Raw genomic sequence first — 15,835 nt, forward strand, 5'->3', positions numbered from 1 at the left:
GTGCATCCGGCCCGCACCGCATCCGGATGCGAGGTGCGGCCGGAGACGCTAGCCCGTCGCCTGGCGCATGAGGAGGTCCCGCAGTTCGCGCGCGTGGCGGCGGCTGACCTGCAGTTCCGCCGAGCCCACGCGCACGCTCGTGGTCCCCGCGTCCATGCGCAGTTCGTCGATCCGGCCCAGCGCCACCAGATGGCGCCGGTGGATCCGGACGAACCCGCGGGCCGCCCAGCGCTCCTCCAGGGTGGACAGCGGGATCCGCACCAGGTGGCTGCCCTCGTCGGTGTGCAGCCGGGCGTAGTCGCCCTGGGCCTCCACGTACGCGATGTCCGCGATCGCCACGAACCGCGTGACGCCGCCCAGTTCGACCGCGATCTGCTCCGGGACGCGCTCGACGGCCCCGGTCCCGGCCCCGGTCCCGGCTCCGGCCGCCTCCGGTTCCGCCGGCACCCCGTCCGGCCGGCCCAGGAGGGCGCGGGCCCGCCGGACGGCCTCCGCCAGCCGCTCGGGACGGACCGGCTTGAGGACGTAGTCCACGGCCTTGAGGTCGAAGGCCTGGACGGCGAAGCCCTCGTGGGCGGTGACGAAGACGATCAGCGGGGGACGGGCGAACCCGGTCAGCAGCCGGGCGATGTCCAGTCCGGTCAGCCCGGCCATCTGGATGTCCAGGAACACCACGTCGATGGCGTCGGGTCCGTCCGGTCCGCTCTCCAGCGCCCGCGTGATCCGGCGCAGCGCTCCGGTGGCGTCGCAGGCGCCCTCCGCGCTGCGGACCCGGGGGTCGGAGCGCAGCAGGTAGAGGAGTTCCTCCAGGAGCGGCTTCTCGTCGTCGACGGCCAGTACGCGCAGCATGGAGTTCACTCTAGGCAACGGGGCCGTCCCGGGAAACGGCGCGCGGCCCCCGCCCGGGGGGAGGGGGGCGGGGACCGCGCGGATCGGGAGTGGGGGGCGAGGGAGGTGGTGAGGGTGGGGCTACTGGACGGTGATGAGCTTGCCGTCGGGGGCGACGGCGTACCAGGTGCCGCCCACGCCCTGGCCGTTGGTGTCGCCGGCCTTCTTGTCACCGGTGAAGGTGTAGACGGGCCAGCAGTTCACGGTCTGCTGCTTCTTGCCGTCGGGCCGGTCGAGGACCAGGTAGTTCTTCTCGACGATGCCCTTGGCGTTGGCCTTGTCGACCGGCGGGACGACCGGCCACTTGGCGACGCAGTCGCCCTCGCACTTGGAGACCATCGGCCAGGCGGTGTCCGGCTTGAAGCGGTAGACGGTCATGCCGTTGCCGTCGACGATGTGCTCGCCGAGCTTGGGGTCCTTGGCCACGGTCAGGGCGCCCGCGGCCTGGCCGGCTCCCGTCCCCGCTCCGGCCCCGGCGCCCGCGGCGGGCTTCGCGGCCTTCTTGCCGTCAGGGGCCAGGGCGAACCAGGTGCCGCCGACGCCCTGCCCGTTCAGGTCGCCCGCCTTGGTGTCCTTGGCGAAGCGGTACGCGGGCCAGCCGGCCACCGTCAGCTGCTTGCTGCCGTCCTTGCGGACCACCTCGCCCAGCATCGCCGGGTCCATGCCCGCCGCGGCGGTCGCGTCGCCCGCCGGGACTGCCGGCCAGGCCTTGGCGCAGTCGCCGTCGCAGTTGGAGGCGGGCGGCTTGGCGGTGTCCTTGTCGAAGCGGTAGAGGGTGAAGCCCGCGCTGTCGGTGAGGACCGAGCCCAGCTGGTCGGTGGAGGCGATCGCCAGCTGCCCGCCGGCCTTGGCCTGGGTGGCCGCGGCGTCCTGGGCGGGCTTGTCGTTGCCGTAGGGGTCGGCGGCGGGCGCCTGGGCGTCGGCGACGGCACCGGCCGGCTTGGTCGCGTCGGCCGCCTTGCCGTAACCGCCGCAGGCCGTCGCCGCGAGGGTGACGACGACCGCGACCGCGGCCAGGGAAGTTCCGCGCTTGATGCCCATGTCGTTCTCTCCCACGTGTGGTGTCTGCCGAGTCCGTCGCCGGAGGATCGGCAACTTGTGCAGGACACGGGGCGGCGGGAGCGTTCTGTTCAGCGGGACCGCTATGACCTGTTTCACTCACACGCCGTCGAACCCGGCCCGCCGCGCGGCCGTGACCACAGCGAGGCCGAGGATCCGGTGTCCCTCGTCGTCGGGGTGCAGTCCGTCCGCGAGGTGCTCGGGTCCCAGCAGGTCACGGCCCGGCAGCAGGACGAGGCGGCCGTCCCCGGCGGCGATCCGGTCGCGGGTGGCCCGCTCCATGGCGTCCCGCAGGGCGCCCAGGGTCGCGCCGAGGCGGTTGGGGGTGCGTTCGGCGTCGGGGCGCAGCACCGGGGAGAGCAGCAGCAGGGGGGTGCGGGGGTGGCCCTGGCGGATCAGGTCGAGGAACGTGCGGGTGGTCTCGTAGAGGAGGGGGGCGGTGAAGGGCACCCGGGACCAGCAGTTCGTGCCGAAGGCGAGGGTGAGGACGTCGGCGGGGAGGGTGGCGAGCTGCTCGGCGGTCGCGAGTTCCCCGCGGGCCGCTCCCGCGTAGCCGAGGTTGACCGTGTCCCAGCCCAGCGCCCGGCCCGCGACGGCGGGCCAGCCGTGGGCGGGCCGGGTCGACCACCAGCCCTCGGTGATGGAGTCGCCGTGCACCACCCAGCGCGGGCCCCGGGGGGCGGGTGCGAGGGGGCCGCCGATCCCGCGCAGGCCCAGTACGGCGGGGGACTGGGCCTCGGGCGGGTGCAGGGTGAAGGGGCCGCCGCCGCGGGGCAGCGGGACGCGTACGACGGACTCCGCGGCGGGCTCGGTGAACACCTCGGTGATCCGGCCGTGGCGGTTCCACAGGGCGAAGCCGTGCGCGAGGTCGCGCAGCGCGTCGGTGGGGCCCGGCACGGTGGCCCGGTAGCGGATCTCCACGGCGTGCGCGGATCCGGCGGTGAACTCCAGCCGCACCCCTATGGGAAGGGTGGCGCGCTCGCCGGTGTCCCAGGGCAGTCGCATCGTGTCGGCCGGGTCGGCGCGCACGGGGCGCCCCTCGTGCAGCCAGGCGACCCCGCGCAGGAACGGTCCGGGATCCAGCCACCGCTCGTCGGACTCCGTCTGCGTCGGCTTCACTCTTCGCCTCCGATCGTCGGACAGGGGGGAACCACGGGGCACGCTGCGGCATGTCTGACGCTGTGTCAAGAAAGGGGGTCGAGGGAGGGCTGCGCAGTGATCGATCATCTGTGCGCAACAAACGGCCATCCCGGACAGATCCGCGCAATGATCGTTCGCCAATGTGCAAGGATGGTGCATTACGGGCGGTATCACTCAGCTCGTAGGCTCACTCGCTGTACGTGGAGTGGCGCGGACCGCCTGCTCGGCGGTCCCCCCATGCCCAGACAGGGTTCATCCCTGCCTGAGAACTGCTCCGGACCGCTGCGGTCGACGCCTGACAGTCCCCATCCGCAGTGTCAAAGGAGTCCCTTCGTGCTCGATCACGGCCAGGCGCCACCGCTCACGTCCGAGCCCCGCAAGCCTTCGCACCCCCTGCTCCGCCGCAAGCCGGTGGAGCGGTTGGTCGCCGAGGGCGGCCAGGGCGAGGGCGGCACGCTGCGCCGCTCGCTCACCATGTGGCAGCTGACGATGATCAGCATCGGCGCCACCCTGGGCACCGGCATCTTCGTCGTCCTCGGCACCGCCGCCCCCAAGGCCGGCCCGGCCGTCACGATCTCCTTCGTCATCGCGGGCCTGACCGCCCTGTTCTCCGCCCTCTCCTACGCCGAGCTGGCCGGCTCCGTTCCGGTCTCCGGCTCCTCGTACTCGTACGCCTACGCCACCATGGGCGAGCTCATAGCCTGGATCTGCGGCTGGTGCCTCGTCCTGGAGTACGCCGTCTCCGTCGCGGCCGTGGCCGTCGGCTGGGGCCAGTACCTCAACGAACTCCTCGACGGGACCATCGGGGTCACCATCCCCGGGGCGGTCTCCGCACCGCTGGGCGAGGGCGGGTTCATCAACCTGCCGGCACTGGTCGTCGTCCTGCTGTCGATGGTCTTCCTGATGCGCGGCGCCAAGGAGAGCGCCACGGTCAACTCGATCATGGTCGCCGTGAAGATCGTCACGCTGCTGCTCTTCATCGGCATCGGCGTCATGGGCATCAAGGCCGGCAACTACACCCCGCTCGCCCCGCTCGGCGTCACCGGCATCAGCGCCGCGGCGTCCACGCTCTTCTTCTCCTACATCGGCTTCGACGCCGCCTCCACCGCCGGTGAGGAAGCCAAGAACCCGAAGAAGGACCTGCCGCGAGCGATCATGCTCTCGCTGGGCATCGTCACCGTCCTCTACGTCCTCGTCGCCTTCGTCGCCGTCGGCGCCATGCCGTGGCAGGACTTCGAGGGCACCGAGGCCGCGCTCGCCCAGATCATGACCGACGTCACCGGCCACAGCTTCTGGGGCGTCATCCTCGCCGCCGGCGCCGTGATCGCGATCTTCTCCGTGGTCTTCGCGGTCCTCTACGGCCAGACCCGCATCCTCTTCGCGATGTCCCGCGACGGCCTCGTCCCCAAGGTCTTCGCGAAGGTCGACGAGAAGACCGGCGCCCCCCGCGCCAACGTCGTCATCGTCTCCGTCTTCTGCGGCCTCCTCGCGGCCTTCATCCCGCTGGGCAAGCTCGCCGACGCCACCAGCATCGGCACCCTCTTCGCCTTCGGCCTGGTCAACGTCGCGGTCATCATCCTGCGCCGCACCAAGCCGGACATGCCGCGCACCTTCAAGGTGGCGCTCTTCCCGGTCACGCCGATCCTCGGCTTCCTCGCCTGCGCCTACATGATGTTCAGCCTCGATACCCCCACCTGGCTCGTCTTCGGTGGCTGGATGGCCGTCGGCCTCGTGGTGTACTTCACCTACGGCATCCGCCGCTCCCGCCTGGCCACGGAAGAAGTGGCCACAGCAGAAAAGTGATCCACCCGCAGTGCGACTGAACGATCTCGACGAACGCATCGTGCACGCCTTGGCCGAGGACGCCCGCCGCTCCTTCGCGGACATCGGCTCCGAGGTCGGCCTCTCCGCCCCCGCCGTCAAACGGCGCGTCGACCGGCTGCGCGCCGAGGGAGCCATCACCGGTTTCACGGTCCGCGTGGACCCGGCCGCGATGGGCTGGGAGACCGAGGGCTTCATCGAGATCTACTGTCGCCACAACACCTCGCCGGACGACATCCGGCGAGGGTTGGAGCGGTACCCCGAGGTGGTGTCCGCGTCGACCGTCACCGGCGACGCGGACGCCCTCGTCCAGGTCTTCGCCTCGGACATGCGCCACTTCGAGCGGGTGCTGGAACGCATCGCGGGCGAGCCCTTCGTGGAACGCACCAAGTCGGTGCTGGTCCTCTCCCCGCTGCTGCGCCGCTTTACCTCCGTTTAAAAGGGGGAGGCTGCGAGGCGGGGAAGGGGCCCTTTCCCGCAGCGGAATCGGGGGGCCGGGGGGCTGTCACAGGGGCGTGCCAGGATCGGCCCATGAAGATCCAGATCCTGCCGCCGGCCGATCCGCACCGCTCGACCGTCTACCCGGACTGGGCCGCGGCCCACGATCCCGCCCGTGCCGCGGACGCCGCCGCGCTCTTCGAAGAAGCCCTCTCCACCCTCCACACCGCCTACGAGAAGCCCGGCCGGTACGTGGACGGCATGGAGCGGCGGGTCAGGGCCCTGGAACCCGCCCACCTGCCCTGGTTCTGGGACGCCATCGGGCACCGGCTGATCCCCTGGCACCTGCGCTCCGCCGCCCGCGCCCACGCCCTCGCCCGCAAGGCCGAGCAGACCCACCGGCTCCCCGTAGACCCCGACTGGCACCGGGCCAACACCCTGCTCTTCGCCCGCGCCGGAGCCCTCCCCGCCACCGCGGTCGGTGCCCACCAGACCTGGCTCGCAGCCACCCTGGACCCCCGGGCCGCGCACGAGGAGTTCGTACGCTTCCTGGAGGCCTGGGCCGCCTCGCCCGGAGAACCCCCCGCCGACCTGGCCCGCCGCCTGCGGCTGTCCGTCCGCGCCGCCGGAGCCGACACCGCCGAGGAGGCCCGGCTGCTGGGCGTCCTGCTCGGCGCCGCCCACGGCAAGGACGTCCCGGACCGGCTGCTCGACGCCGCCACCCCGCTGCTGACCGCGCACCCCCCGGCCGACGACACCGCCGCCCCGCTCCTCGACCTGTTCCCCGAGAGCCGCGGCGACGCCGGTGCCTGGCTGCGGCTGCTCCTGGCCTGCGGGGCCGCCGACGCCGCCGCGGCCGGCCGGATCGTCCCCGAGGGCGGCCTCGACGGCTGGTTCGCCCGCTACACCCGCCGCTTCGGCCACGGCCGCTCCGGCAGCGGCGTCATGCGCCAGCCCATGCCCGCCGAACTCTTCGAACTGCTGACCCGTTGGGCCCCCCGGCTGCGCGCCGCCGCCCCGCTGCGCCTGCACGAGGACCGCTACCGCTACCCCGGGCTCGACGCCGACCTGCTCGACGCCTGCCTCGCCGAGGGCATCGCCGTCGAGGACCCCGGCCCCGCCGTCGAGCTGGTGTTCTGGGACGGCCGCTCCCGGCGTGACCTCAAGGCCCTGGCCGCGGACCCCGTCTTCGGCCCCCGCCTGGAGGGCACCGTCCACGAGGCCCTGCGCACCGCGGGCAGCGCCATCACCCGCCTCCCGCGCAACGCGGGCATCACCGCCGGGGTGCACGGCCGGGTCGAAGCCCTCCTCGACGCCCTGCGCGGCGGCGGACTCGCCGCCGCCGACGAGGCCGTCGACGAGCTCCACGGCCTGCTCGACCGCCCCACCGCACGCGCCCTGGACGGCATCGAGGAAGCACTGGCCGCCCTGGACCTCACCGGCCCCCTCGGCCGCGCCCTGCGCGCCGGGCTCCCCGAGGAATTCGGCTGGCCCGCCCTGGAGGAGGCCGTCGCCGAGCTCGGCGGCCCCGACCGGGTCGTCGGCGTGACCAGCACCTGGCCCGTCCTCACCGTCTACGGCCCGGACCGCGCCCTCGCCGTCGACCACGCCGGCCGGCGCGACGCCTGCACCTTCCGGATCCCCGGGGCCGCACCCCGGCCCGCCGCAACCCCCGACGAGCCGGCCGCCGCGGCGCCCTCGCTCACCGTGCACCACATCGGCGGACAGTTCCTCGTCGCCTGGAGCGACGCCGGTAACAACGTCCCCGACCGCGCCTTCTGGACCGGCCACCCCGAAGACGTCTTCGAGCCCGAGCGGACGCACGGCCTGCGCCGCTACGGCGGCATGGTCCAGAACGGCCTCGGCTACCAGTTCGCCACCCCCGACGGCACCGGCCGCCACGACGGCCGCGCCGTCCTGCGCCCCGGCGGGCACGGGGGCATCGGTCACCACGACGTCCAGATGAGCGACGGCACCCGCTTCTGGAGCACCCGGACCTTCAGCTCCTGGGGCAGCTGGACCCGCGTCGACCCCGACACCGGGGAACGCGGCACCGACCGCACCCCGCCCGCCTTCCACACCGCCACCGAAACCCCGCCCGGCACCCAGCTCTTCGGGGACGTGCAGTCCCTCGCCGTGCTGCCCCCCGGCGCCCCCGCCTCCCCACTCGGACAGGACGGCCGCCTCGTCGGATTCCGCGTCCTCCACCGCACCCCCTACGCCGGCCCCTCGCCCCGCGAGTTCCTCCTCCAGGGCACCGACGGCCGCAGCGCCCCGTACCGCAGCCGCCGCCTGGCCCGCCGGCCCTGGGCGGTCGTGCGCATGCCCGCGGGCGGCGAGGACGCGGTCCTCGCGGGCGAGGAGACCGTCCGCTGCCACTCCGCCGAGGACAACTCCCTCCTGTGGCAGGTCCACGGCTTCCCCGGCTCCGACCGCCGCCGCGCCCCCGGCTTCGGCGACGGCGCCGGACCCGTACCGCCGCCGGCGTTCTGGCACTTCCTGACCCCCCGCGACGAGACCTCCTCACGCGCCCTGCGCGCCGTCGCCGACCCCCTCGTACGGGACCTCCTCGACGCCGCCCTGCGCGAGGACCCGGCCCCAGCGCTCCCCGGGGCGCTCGAACCGCGGATCGCCGAAGGCGTCGCCCGCGCCGCCCACCACGCCGCCGACGTCCTGCGCCGCCGCCGGGCCCTGTCCCGCCGCGTCACCCTCCTGCGCGCCGAACCGGCCGTGTCGCTGCGCACCGAAGTGCCCGACACCGAACTCACCCCCGCCCTGTACGGACTGCTGCCCGACCAGCGCCGTTACCACGGCAGCCCGGAGCCCCAGCCGCAGCCCGCCCTGCTCACCGCCGTTGCCGCCGACGGCCGCCACCTGCGCGGGGAGATCGACGAGGAGACCCGGCTCCTGGCCCTGCCCGCCGACCCCGCACCCTGGCAGCCGCTCGTGGGCCGGATCGGCGCCGTCGCCTGGCGGGCCTGCGCCGCCACCACCCCCGACGCGGACCGGGCCGCCCTCGCCGCCCTGCTGGAGACCTGGAGCGGGCAGCCCTTCGCCGAACCGGGCAGCACCTGGCGCACCGGCCGCGCGGCCCCGGAGGCCCTGGCCGCCGTCCGCTCCACCGGACACCCCCTCGCCTCGATCGCCGCCGACGGCGGCGGGGAATGGTTCCTCCAGCGGGCCGCCGACCCCGAGCCCGACGGCGCCGAGGACCGCGAGACCCTCACCGTCGACACGGACGACACCGCGCGCCTGCCCCGGCTGCTGGAACTGCTCGCCGGGCGCGGACCGCTGACGGCGCCCCCCGCCGCCCGCGAGGCCTTCGCCCGGCTCACCGGCGTACGCGGCCCCGTCGCGGCCCTGGTCCTCGCCGGGTTCCCGGGCCGCGACCGCCACGACGAGCACCAGCGCCTGCTGGGCGGGGCCCCGTACAAGGCGACCAAGGCCATGGTCTCCACCTACGGCGAGCTCTGCCGGGCACTGGGCGCGGCCGGACGCCGGGCGGTCCTCGCCGCGGGCCTCCCGCAGGACCCCGCCGACCTGTGGGAGCCCACCGGCATGACCGCGGCGGCCGAGCGCATGGCCGCTGCCTGGAACGGGGTCCGCGGGGGCGCGGCCCCCCCCGACGCGGGGGCGCGGACCCCACCGACGAGGAACTGGCCGCCGCCCTGGAGGCCGAGCTGGGCCTGCACGAGAGCTGGGCCCGGAGCCTGCCCGCCGGACGCGCCCCGCAGGGCGACCCCTTCGGCGAGGACGGCTTCCTCCTCACCCGGGACCGCCGAGGCGCCCTGGAACTGCGGTACGCAGAACCGGACGGCACGGCCGGACGCTGGGTGGCCTCCTCGGCACCCGCCCACCGGACGGCCGCCACCGTGATCGCCTGGGCGCTGACCGAACGCCCCGTCGGGGATCCCGCCCGCAGCGGGGCCCTGCTCCTGCACCGGCGGCTGCGGGAGCAGCTCGCGGGCCCCGGAGCGCTGATCCCCCTCGGAAAGCTGCCCGGTCTGGGGCGGGCGGTGACCACCGACCCGGCCTTCGCCCCGTACCGGGGGCGGGTCCTGCCCGGTACGGGCCCGATGGCGGAGGGCGCCGTACCCGACACGGTCCACGACGACGGGACCCTCCTGGTCGGCGCCCCCTCGGGCGAGACCTTCCTGCGGGCCGCCGCCTTCACCGCCCCCGGCGGAGCGGAACGGGCCGCCGCGACGTGCGGGGCCCGGGGACCGGCCTGGGTCCTCGACGACCTGCCGCGCACCGCCCGGCTCCTGGACGGACTCGACCGGCTCGCCGCCCGCGCCGCGGACACCCCCGTGCCCCCGGGCGGCTACGAGACCGACCCCTCGCTCAGCGCCCCCGACCTGGTGGCCGAGGTCGCCCGGACCCTCGGGGTCGGCGCGGACGCCGCCGCCCTCCACCTCCAGCTGCTCGCGCTCGCCCGGCCCACCGACCGGGCGGTACGGCGCTGGAACGGCTGGACGGCGGCCCGGCACAAGGCGGCCCAGGCCGAACTGGTCGCGGCCGGGGCGGTGGAGAGCGGCAAGCGGGCCCGCGCGGGCCGCACCGCGTTCCTCCCCGGGGACTGGGCGGACCTCAAGGCCCCGCACCTTCCGCTGGAGAAGGCCAAACTGGAGGGCCACCTGGCCTGGGCCGCGGGCACGAGCCTGTACGCGATGACGGAGCGGCTGCTGGCCCCGCTGCCCCCGCACGAACTGTTCGCCCGCGCCTGGGAGGAGGCGCGCCCGTAGCGGGCCCGGTGCTACACCGACACGGGCCGGGGAGCGGCGCCGGACAGCAGCCGCCGCCGCTCCTCCTCCGTCAGCCCGCCCCACACCCCGAAGGGCTCACGGGTGCGCAGCGCGTGCTCCAGGCAGGCCGCCCGCACAGGGCAGCCCTGGCACACCCGCTTGGCGGCCTCGTCCCGGTCCTCGCGCTCATCGCCCCGCTCTCCGGCGGGGTGGAAGAACCGGCCGGGGCCCAGGCCCCGGCAGGCGGCCCGTGCCTGCCACTGCCAGTGGTGGTGCGCGGCGCCGGGCAGACGGGAGACGTCGTTCACGGCAGTTCCCTTCCGTAGGTTCCGTGGCTCCTCCCGCGTCTGACCGCGAGCAGCCGTGCGAAACCCGGCGGAGCGGACCGCCTCGGTCCGGCACCGGTCAAGGACGCCGGGCCCACTCCTCGGCCAGCAGCCGGTACGAGCGCACCCGGTCTGCGGGCGAGTGCGTGATGGTCGTGATCAGCAGCTCGTCCGCGCCGGTGGCCTCCCGCAGCCGCTCCAGGTGGTCCGCGACGGTCGCCGGCGACCCCACGAACTGGGTCTCCACCCGGTCGGCGACCAGCGCGTGATCGGCCGCCGACCACCCGGCCACCAGCTCCCGCGCATCCCGCGGCGAGGGGAAGGGGATCGCGCCCTCGGCCGTACGGATGCTGCGCACCCACGGGGCGTACCCGGCGGCGAGCTCCCGGGCCCCGGCGTCGTCCGGGGCCACCACCACGTCCGCGGACACCGTCAGGTACGGCCGGTCCAGCGCGGCGGACGGCTTGAAGGCGGCCCGGTAGCCCTCCGCCGCCTCCAGCACGCTCGCCGGGCTCACGTGGTAGTTCGCGGCGAAGCGCAGCCCGTTCGCGCCGGCCGCCTCCGCGCTCTGCCCGCCGCTGCTGCCCAGGATCCACACCTGGACGTCGGCCCCCTCACCGGGGACGGCGTGCGCCTCCACCCCCTCCGGGGAGCGGTACTCGCCGCGCAGCAGGGCCAGTACGTCGCCCACCTGCTCGGCGTAGTCCTGCGGGACGGCCCCCGGCAGGTTCAGCAGCCGCTGCTGGAGGGCCACGCGGGGGTGCCCGAGGAGGTGGGCGAAGGAGAACCGGGGCGGTATCCGCAGCCCGCCCGGCGTCCACCCCTCGAAGGGCGGGGCAGCGTCCGGCGCGGGCCGCGGAGGCCGGCCGGCCGAGCGGCCCAGGCCCAGGTCGAGACGGCCCGGGTGCAGGGCGTCGATCAGCCCGAACTCCTCCACCGTGGACAGCGCGGTGCGGTGGCCCAGCTGTACGGCCCCCGACCCGATCCGGATCGTGGAGGTGGCCGAGGCGGTCAGTGCCAGCAGCACGGCGGGCGAGGTCCCGGCGACCCCCGGGTTCAGGTGGTGCTCGGCGAACCAGTAGCGGGCGTAGCCGAGCCGCTCGGCCTGCCGGGCGAGGGCGACGGTGTGGTGCAGCGCCTCGGCGGCGGTGGAGCCGGACGGGACGGGGACGAGGTCGAGGACCCCGAGGGGGGTACGGGACACGGTGTTCCTCCTCAGGGGCCGGTGGGGGCCGGGATCCGCGGTGCGGCCAGGCCCAGGTGGTCGCGCAGGGTGGGGCCGGAGTACTCGCGCCGGAAGACCCCCCGTTCCTGGAGCAGCGGGACGACGGTGTCGGCGAAGCCGTCCAGGCCGCCGGGCGTCAGGTGCGGGACGAGGATGAAACCGTCGGCCGCGTCCTGCTGGACCAGGTCGTCGATCGCGCCGGCGACGGTGGCGGGCGAGCCGATGAAGGTCTGCCGCCCGGTCGTCTCGATCACCAGCTCCCGGATCGACAGCTTCCGGGCGGCGGCCAGCTCCCGCCACTGCCGGGCGGTGGCCAGCGGGTCGCGGAACATGCGCACGCTGGCCCGGCCCCGCGCGACGGTGTTCTCCCCGGGGACCGGGTCGGTCTCCGGGAGCGGGCCGTCCGGGTCGTACGCGGACAGGTCCCGGTTCCAGACGTGCTCCAGGTACGTGATCGCCGTGGCCCCGCTGACCTGCGCGAGGCGTACCTCGCGGGCCAGTTCCCGGGCGTCGGCGTCGGTGTCACCGAGGACGAAGGTGGCCGCGGGCAGGATCTTCAGCTGGTCCGGGGTGCGGCCGTACCGGGCGAGCCGGCCCTTGACGTCGGCGTAGAAGGCCCGGCCCTCCTCCAGCGTGGCGTACCGGCCGAAGATGGCGTCGGCGTCGGCCGCGGCGAACTCCCGGCCCTCGTCCGAATCGCCCGCCTGGAAGATCACCGGACGGCCCTGGGGGCTGCGCGGCACGTTGAACCGCCCCGAGATGTCGAACTGTCCGCCCCGGTGGACGAAGGCGCCCGCGCCCGCGTCCCGCAGGAAGACCCCGGACGCCGGGTCGGCGAGGACCTCGCCCCCGTCCCAGGAGTCGAACAGTTCGTGGGCGGTGGCCAGGAACTCCCGTGCCCGCCCGTAGCGTTCCTCGCGCGGCAGGAAGCCGCCGCGCCGGAAGTTCTCGCCGGTGAAGGCGTCCCAGGACGTCACCACGTTCCAGGCGGCCCGGCCGCCCGACAGGTGGTCGAGGGTGGCGAACTGGCGGGCCACCTCGTAGGGCTCGTTGAAGGTGGAGTTGATGGTGCCGGTCAGGCCCAGGTGCCCGGTCACGGCGGCGAGGGCGGAGAGCACCGTGAAGGTGTCGGGCCGGCCGACCACGTCCAGGTCGTATATCAGGCCGCCCTGTTCGCGCAGCCGCAGTCCCTCGGCGAGGAAGAGGAAGTCGAAGCGGGCGCGTTCGGCGGTCCGCGCGAAGTGGACGAAGGAGTCGAAGTCGATGTGGCTGCCGGCCTCCGGGTGGCTCCACACGGTGGTGTTGTTGACCCCGGGGAAGTGCGCGGCCAGATGGATCTGCTTGAGGGGTTTGCCCATGGCGGTACGTGTCCTCCGGGTCGTGGCCCGTGCGTGGCGGCCTGTGCGGTGGTGGCTTGTGCGGTGCCGGCCTCCGGGTCGTGGCCCGTGCGTCGTGTGGTCGCCCCGTCCCGGCGGGGCCGGGGCCGGGGCGGCGCGGTCAGGCGGCGGGCCGGGCGTAGCGGTTCGCGGGGCGGGGGAGTCCGAGCAGGCCGCGCAGCGAGGAGGCCCCGTAGGAACGCCGGAAGGCTCCCCGCCGCTGCAGCTCGGGCACCAGGCCACGGGTGATCGCCGGCAGGTCGTGCGCCAGCACCCCGGGCCGCAGCCGGAAGCCGCTCAGGCCGGCCCGCCGCCAGTCCAGCAGCAGGTCGGCGAGCTGAACGGGAGTCCCGGCGAACAGCAGGGCGTCGCTCGTGCACGCCGACCCGTGGACGGAGTCCAGCCGCTGGAGCCGCCGGGTCGCCGCCCCGGGGCTCGCGTCCAGGAAGACGGTCAGTTCCCCGAACACGTGCAGGGGCCGACCGGCCCGGCCCGCCGCCTCCTGGGCGGCCCGGATCCCGGCCACGGCGGCGCGGGCCTGTCCGGCGTCCCGGGCGGTCACGTACCCGAGGTCGGCGGCCCGGGCGAGCAGCGGGTACGCCGAGGCGTCGGCCGCCAGGGCGCTCACCGGCGGCTGCCCCTGCGGGGGACGGGGGGTGATCGAGGGGCCGCGGACGCTGAAGTGGGGTCCCTCGAAGTCGATGTGGTGCAGCCGCTCCCGGTCCACGAAGCGGCCCGTGGCCACGTCCCGGATCTCGGCGTCGTCCTCCCAGCTGTCCCACAGGCGCCGCGTCACCTCGACGTGGTCGGCCGCCTCGGCCAGCAGGACGGCGGCCGGCTCCGGTGCGGTGCGGCGGCCGAAGTGGCGGGCCTCGTCGGGGCGTTCGGAGATCTGTACGCGCAGTCCGGCCCGACCGCGGCTGACGTGGTCCAGGGTGGCCACGGCCTTCGAGACGTGGAAGGGCTCGGTGTGCGTGGCGGTCACGCTCGGCACCAGGCCGATGTGCCGGGTCAGCGGCGCGACCCGGGCGGCGACCAGTACCGCGTCGAGCCGGCCGCGGACCAGGTCCGTACGGCCGTCGGCCTCGGCCGGGTCGGTGGACTGCAGGCCGAGCGCGTCCTCGAAGGTGACGAAGTCCAGCAGGCCGGCCTCGGCCTCGGCGACCAGGTCCGCCCAGTAGCGGGCGGTGGTCAACTCGCCCGGCCGGGCGCCGGGTTCGCGCCAGGCGGCCGGATGCCAGCCGGCCCCTTCGAGGGCCACGGCCAGGTGGAGCGGTGCGGGGTCGGATGCGGGCACGCGGAACTGCCTTCCTGATCGGGCGTGCGGCGGCCGCGGGCGGGGCGCCGCGGCGGCGGAGGACGCGATCAGGGACGACAGAGGGAGGCGCAGACCCGCTGGAGGTCGACGTGGGTGCGCGCGTGCAGGCGCACCAGTCGGCGCGGGGCGAGCACGGGAGCCGGACGGAGGGCGGGACGACCGCTGATCTGCCACGTGTTCACCGCCACGGCCTTCCTCCCTCCGTCCGTGCTCCCGTTCCACCGACGCTACGGGAGACTTCGGCGGCACTCAATGAACCGCGTGTTAAGCCGTGTTACGGCCGGATCCCGTCGGCCTCGGGGGTGCGCAGGCCGATGAAGACCGGCTCGCGGCGCAGGGTGAACCCCATCGACTCGTACAGCCGGACGGCGTTGGTGTTCTCGGCGGCCGCGTGCAGGAACGGCGTTTCCCCACGGCCGCGGATCTCCGCGGCGACGGCGCGGACCAGTCGGCCCGCGAGGCCCCTGCCCCGGTGGTCGGGGTGGGTGCAGACGGCGCTGATCTCCGTCCAGCCCGGCGGGTGCATGCGTTCCCCGGCCATCGCGACGAGCCGGCCCTCGTGCCGGATCCCGAGGTACGTGCCCAGCTCGACGGTGCGGGGCAGGAACGGGCCCGGCTCCGTCAGCTCGACCAGCTCGGTCATCTCGGCGACGTCGTCCGGCCCGAGCCGTACGGCCTCCGGAGCGGCCTCGGCCCGCACGGCCCGGCCGTCCAGCTGGACGCCGGGGATCACCAGCACCGTGGTCCAGTCGGGCGGCGGGGTCGGCAGGCCGGTCAGCCACACCGTCTCGCCGGGCCCGATCAGCGCGGCCAGGTCGGCCCAGGCGGCGGGGTCGGCGGGGTCGCCCAGCGCGGCGAACGGGTTCGCGGCCGGCACGTAGCGGGCGGCCAGACCGCCGGGGGCGGTCTCGGCGAAGGCCCGGTGGGGGCCGGTCAGGGACGCCCACACCGGGTTGTCCAGGGGGGCGGCGGGATGTTCGGTGGGCATGGAGTGCGGGGATCCTTCCGTGGGGGCGTTCAACGGCCGCCCCTGACCGCCTTCTTGACGGCCCCGCACGGTGCCACGAGACTGCGGGGGACAGCGACGGCCAGGGGCAGGGTAAGCCCCGGGGACAGCGGGGGGCAGGTCGATTTCCGTGACACCGGTACAGACGCCCCGCTCCGGCCCGCGCCGCTGGTGGCTGACCCGACGCCTGCACATCGACCTCCTCCGCGTCAGCAGCGCCACCCGGCGCTGACCCGGCCCCGCCGCCGCGAGGGCGCACCCCCGGCCTTCCGGGGCCCGGCCGTACCGCACCGCGCCGACACCCGGCCCGGCCCTGCCGGGCCGCGTCGGGGCCCCGGACCCCAGGGGCGGCCGGTGAGGCCGGTGGCCGCACGGGCCTGTCGTCCGCCGCCACGGGCCGGGGTGTCCGGACCCGCTCTCGGCCGGGCGCGGGCTGCCCGTACCCGCTGTCCCGCCCTCGCCGGGCGCGGGCGGGCGGGGCCGGCAGTCCCGG

The 15,835-nt window shown here is 75.3% G+C and carries 14 protein-coding genes; 5 read left to right on the plus strand and 9 right to left on the minus strand.

Features of this window, described 5'->3' with window-relative positions; all coding sequences use genetic code 11:
- Positions 1–48: 48 nt before the first annotated feature.
- From ACEPPI_RS10780 to ACEPPI_RS10790, 3 genes are all read right to left on the minus strand, one after another.
- On the minus strand, positions 49–849 hold the full coding sequence (locus ACEPPI_RS10780; protein WP_373915004.1) for a LytR/AlgR family response regulator transcription factor: 801 nt from the start codon (positions 847–849) through the stop codon (positions 49–51).
- 120 nt (positions 850–969) lie between these two features.
- Complete coding sequence (locus ACEPPI_RS10785; RefSeq protein WP_373915016.1) at positions 970–1,929, minus strand: SCO0930 family lipoprotein; 960 nt, start codon at positions 1,927–1,929, stop codon at positions 970–972.
- A 117-nt stretch (positions 1,930–2,046) separates the two neighbouring features.
- A complete protein-coding gene (locus ACEPPI_RS10790; RefSeq protein ID WP_266837810.1) occupies positions 2,047–3,066 on the minus strand; it encodes a GDSL-type esterase/lipase family protein in 1,020 nt (339 codons plus the stop codon).
- 354 nt (positions 3,067–3,420) lie between these two features.
- On the opposite strand from ACEPPI_RS10790, the gene ACEPPI_RS10795 reads away from it, so the two are divergent.
- The 4 genes from ACEPPI_RS10795 (at position 3,421) to ACEPPI_RS10810 (ending at position 10,091) form a co-directional block, all read left to right on the plus strand.
- The gene (locus ACEPPI_RS10795) at positions 3,421–4,890 is read left to right on the plus strand and encodes an amino acid permease (RefSeq protein WP_356218553.1); all 1,470 of its coding nucleotides are present in this window, start codon (positions 3,421–3,423) and stop codon (positions 4,888–4,890) included.
- Positions 4,891–4,900: 10 nt separating this feature from the next.
- Complete coding sequence (locus ACEPPI_RS10800; protein WP_373915005.1) at positions 4,901–5,347, plus strand: Lrp/AsnC family transcriptional regulator; 447 nt, start codon at positions 4,901–4,903, stop codon at positions 5,345–5,347.
- 92 nt (positions 5,348–5,439) lie between these two features.
- The gene (locus ACEPPI_RS10805) at positions 5,440–9,222 is read left to right on the plus strand and encodes a hypothetical protein (protein ID WP_373915006.1); all 3,783 of its coding nucleotides are present in this window, start codon (positions 5,440–5,442) and stop codon (positions 9,220–9,222) included.
- Entirely contained in the window at positions 9,180–10,091 is a 912-nt protein-coding gene (locus ACEPPI_RS10810) for a hypothetical protein (protein ID WP_373915007.1), read from the plus strand. The genes ACEPPI_RS10805 and ACEPPI_RS10810 overlap by 43 nt, the downstream gene beginning before the upstream one ends.
- A gap of 11 nt (positions 10,092–10,102) precedes the next feature.
- Here the strand turns inward: ACEPPI_RS10810 and ACEPPI_RS10815 are convergent, their stop codons facing one another.
- The 6 genes from ACEPPI_RS10815 to ACEPPI_RS10840 all read right to left on the minus strand — a co-directional run bounded on the left by ACEPPI_RS10815 (position 10,103) and on the right by ACEPPI_RS10840 (position 15,324).
- Positions 10,103–10,399, minus strand: a complete 297-nt coding sequence (locus ACEPPI_RS10815; protein ID WP_373915008.1) for a WhiB family transcriptional regulator — start codon at positions 10,397–10,399, stop codon at positions 10,103–10,105.
- A gap of 97 nt (positions 10,400–10,496) precedes the next feature.
- Positions 10,497–11,621, minus strand: a complete 1,125-nt coding sequence (locus ACEPPI_RS10820; protein WP_373915009.1) for an LLM class flavin-dependent oxidoreductase — start codon at positions 11,619–11,621, stop codon at positions 10,497–10,499.
- Between the two features lie 11 nt (positions 11,622–11,632).
- Positions 11,633–13,000 (minus strand): NtaA/DmoA family FMN-dependent monooxygenase, encoded by a 1,368-nt coding sequence (locus tag ACEPPI_RS10825; RefSeq protein ID WP_373915010.1) that lies wholly within the window; start codon positions 12,998–13,000, stop codon positions 11,633–11,635.
- A gap of 139 nt (positions 13,001–13,139) precedes the next feature.
- Positions 13,140–14,315 (minus strand): LLM class flavin-dependent oxidoreductase, encoded by a 1,176-nt coding sequence (locus ACEPPI_RS10830; RefSeq protein ID WP_373915011.1) that lies wholly within the window; start codon positions 14,313–14,315, stop codon positions 13,140–13,142.
- Positions 14,316–14,383: 68 nt separating this feature from the next.
- Positions 14,384–14,524 (minus strand): hypothetical protein, encoded by a 141-nt coding sequence (locus tag ACEPPI_RS10835; RefSeq protein WP_158740743.1) that lies wholly within the window; start codon positions 14,522–14,524, stop codon positions 14,384–14,386.
- 86 nt (positions 14,525–14,610) lie between these two features.
- Positions 14,611–15,324 (minus strand): GNAT family N-acetyltransferase, encoded by a 714-nt coding sequence (locus ACEPPI_RS10840; protein WP_373915012.1) that lies wholly within the window; start codon positions 15,322–15,324, stop codon positions 14,611–14,613.
- Between the two features lie 148 nt (positions 15,325–15,472).
- Here ACEPPI_RS10840 and ACEPPI_RS10845 point away from each other — a divergent pair, with 148 nt between their 5' ends.
- Complete coding sequence (locus tag ACEPPI_RS10845) at positions 15,473–15,574, plus strand: putative leader peptide (protein WP_371679515.1); 102 nt, start codon at positions 15,473–15,475, stop codon at positions 15,572–15,574.
- Positions 15,575–15,835 lie beyond the last annotated feature (261 nt).

Source organism: Streptomyces sp. AB3(2024) (assembly GCF_041862025.1).
GTDB lineage: Bacteria > Actinomycetota > Actinomycetes > Streptomycetales > Streptomycetaceae > Streptomyces.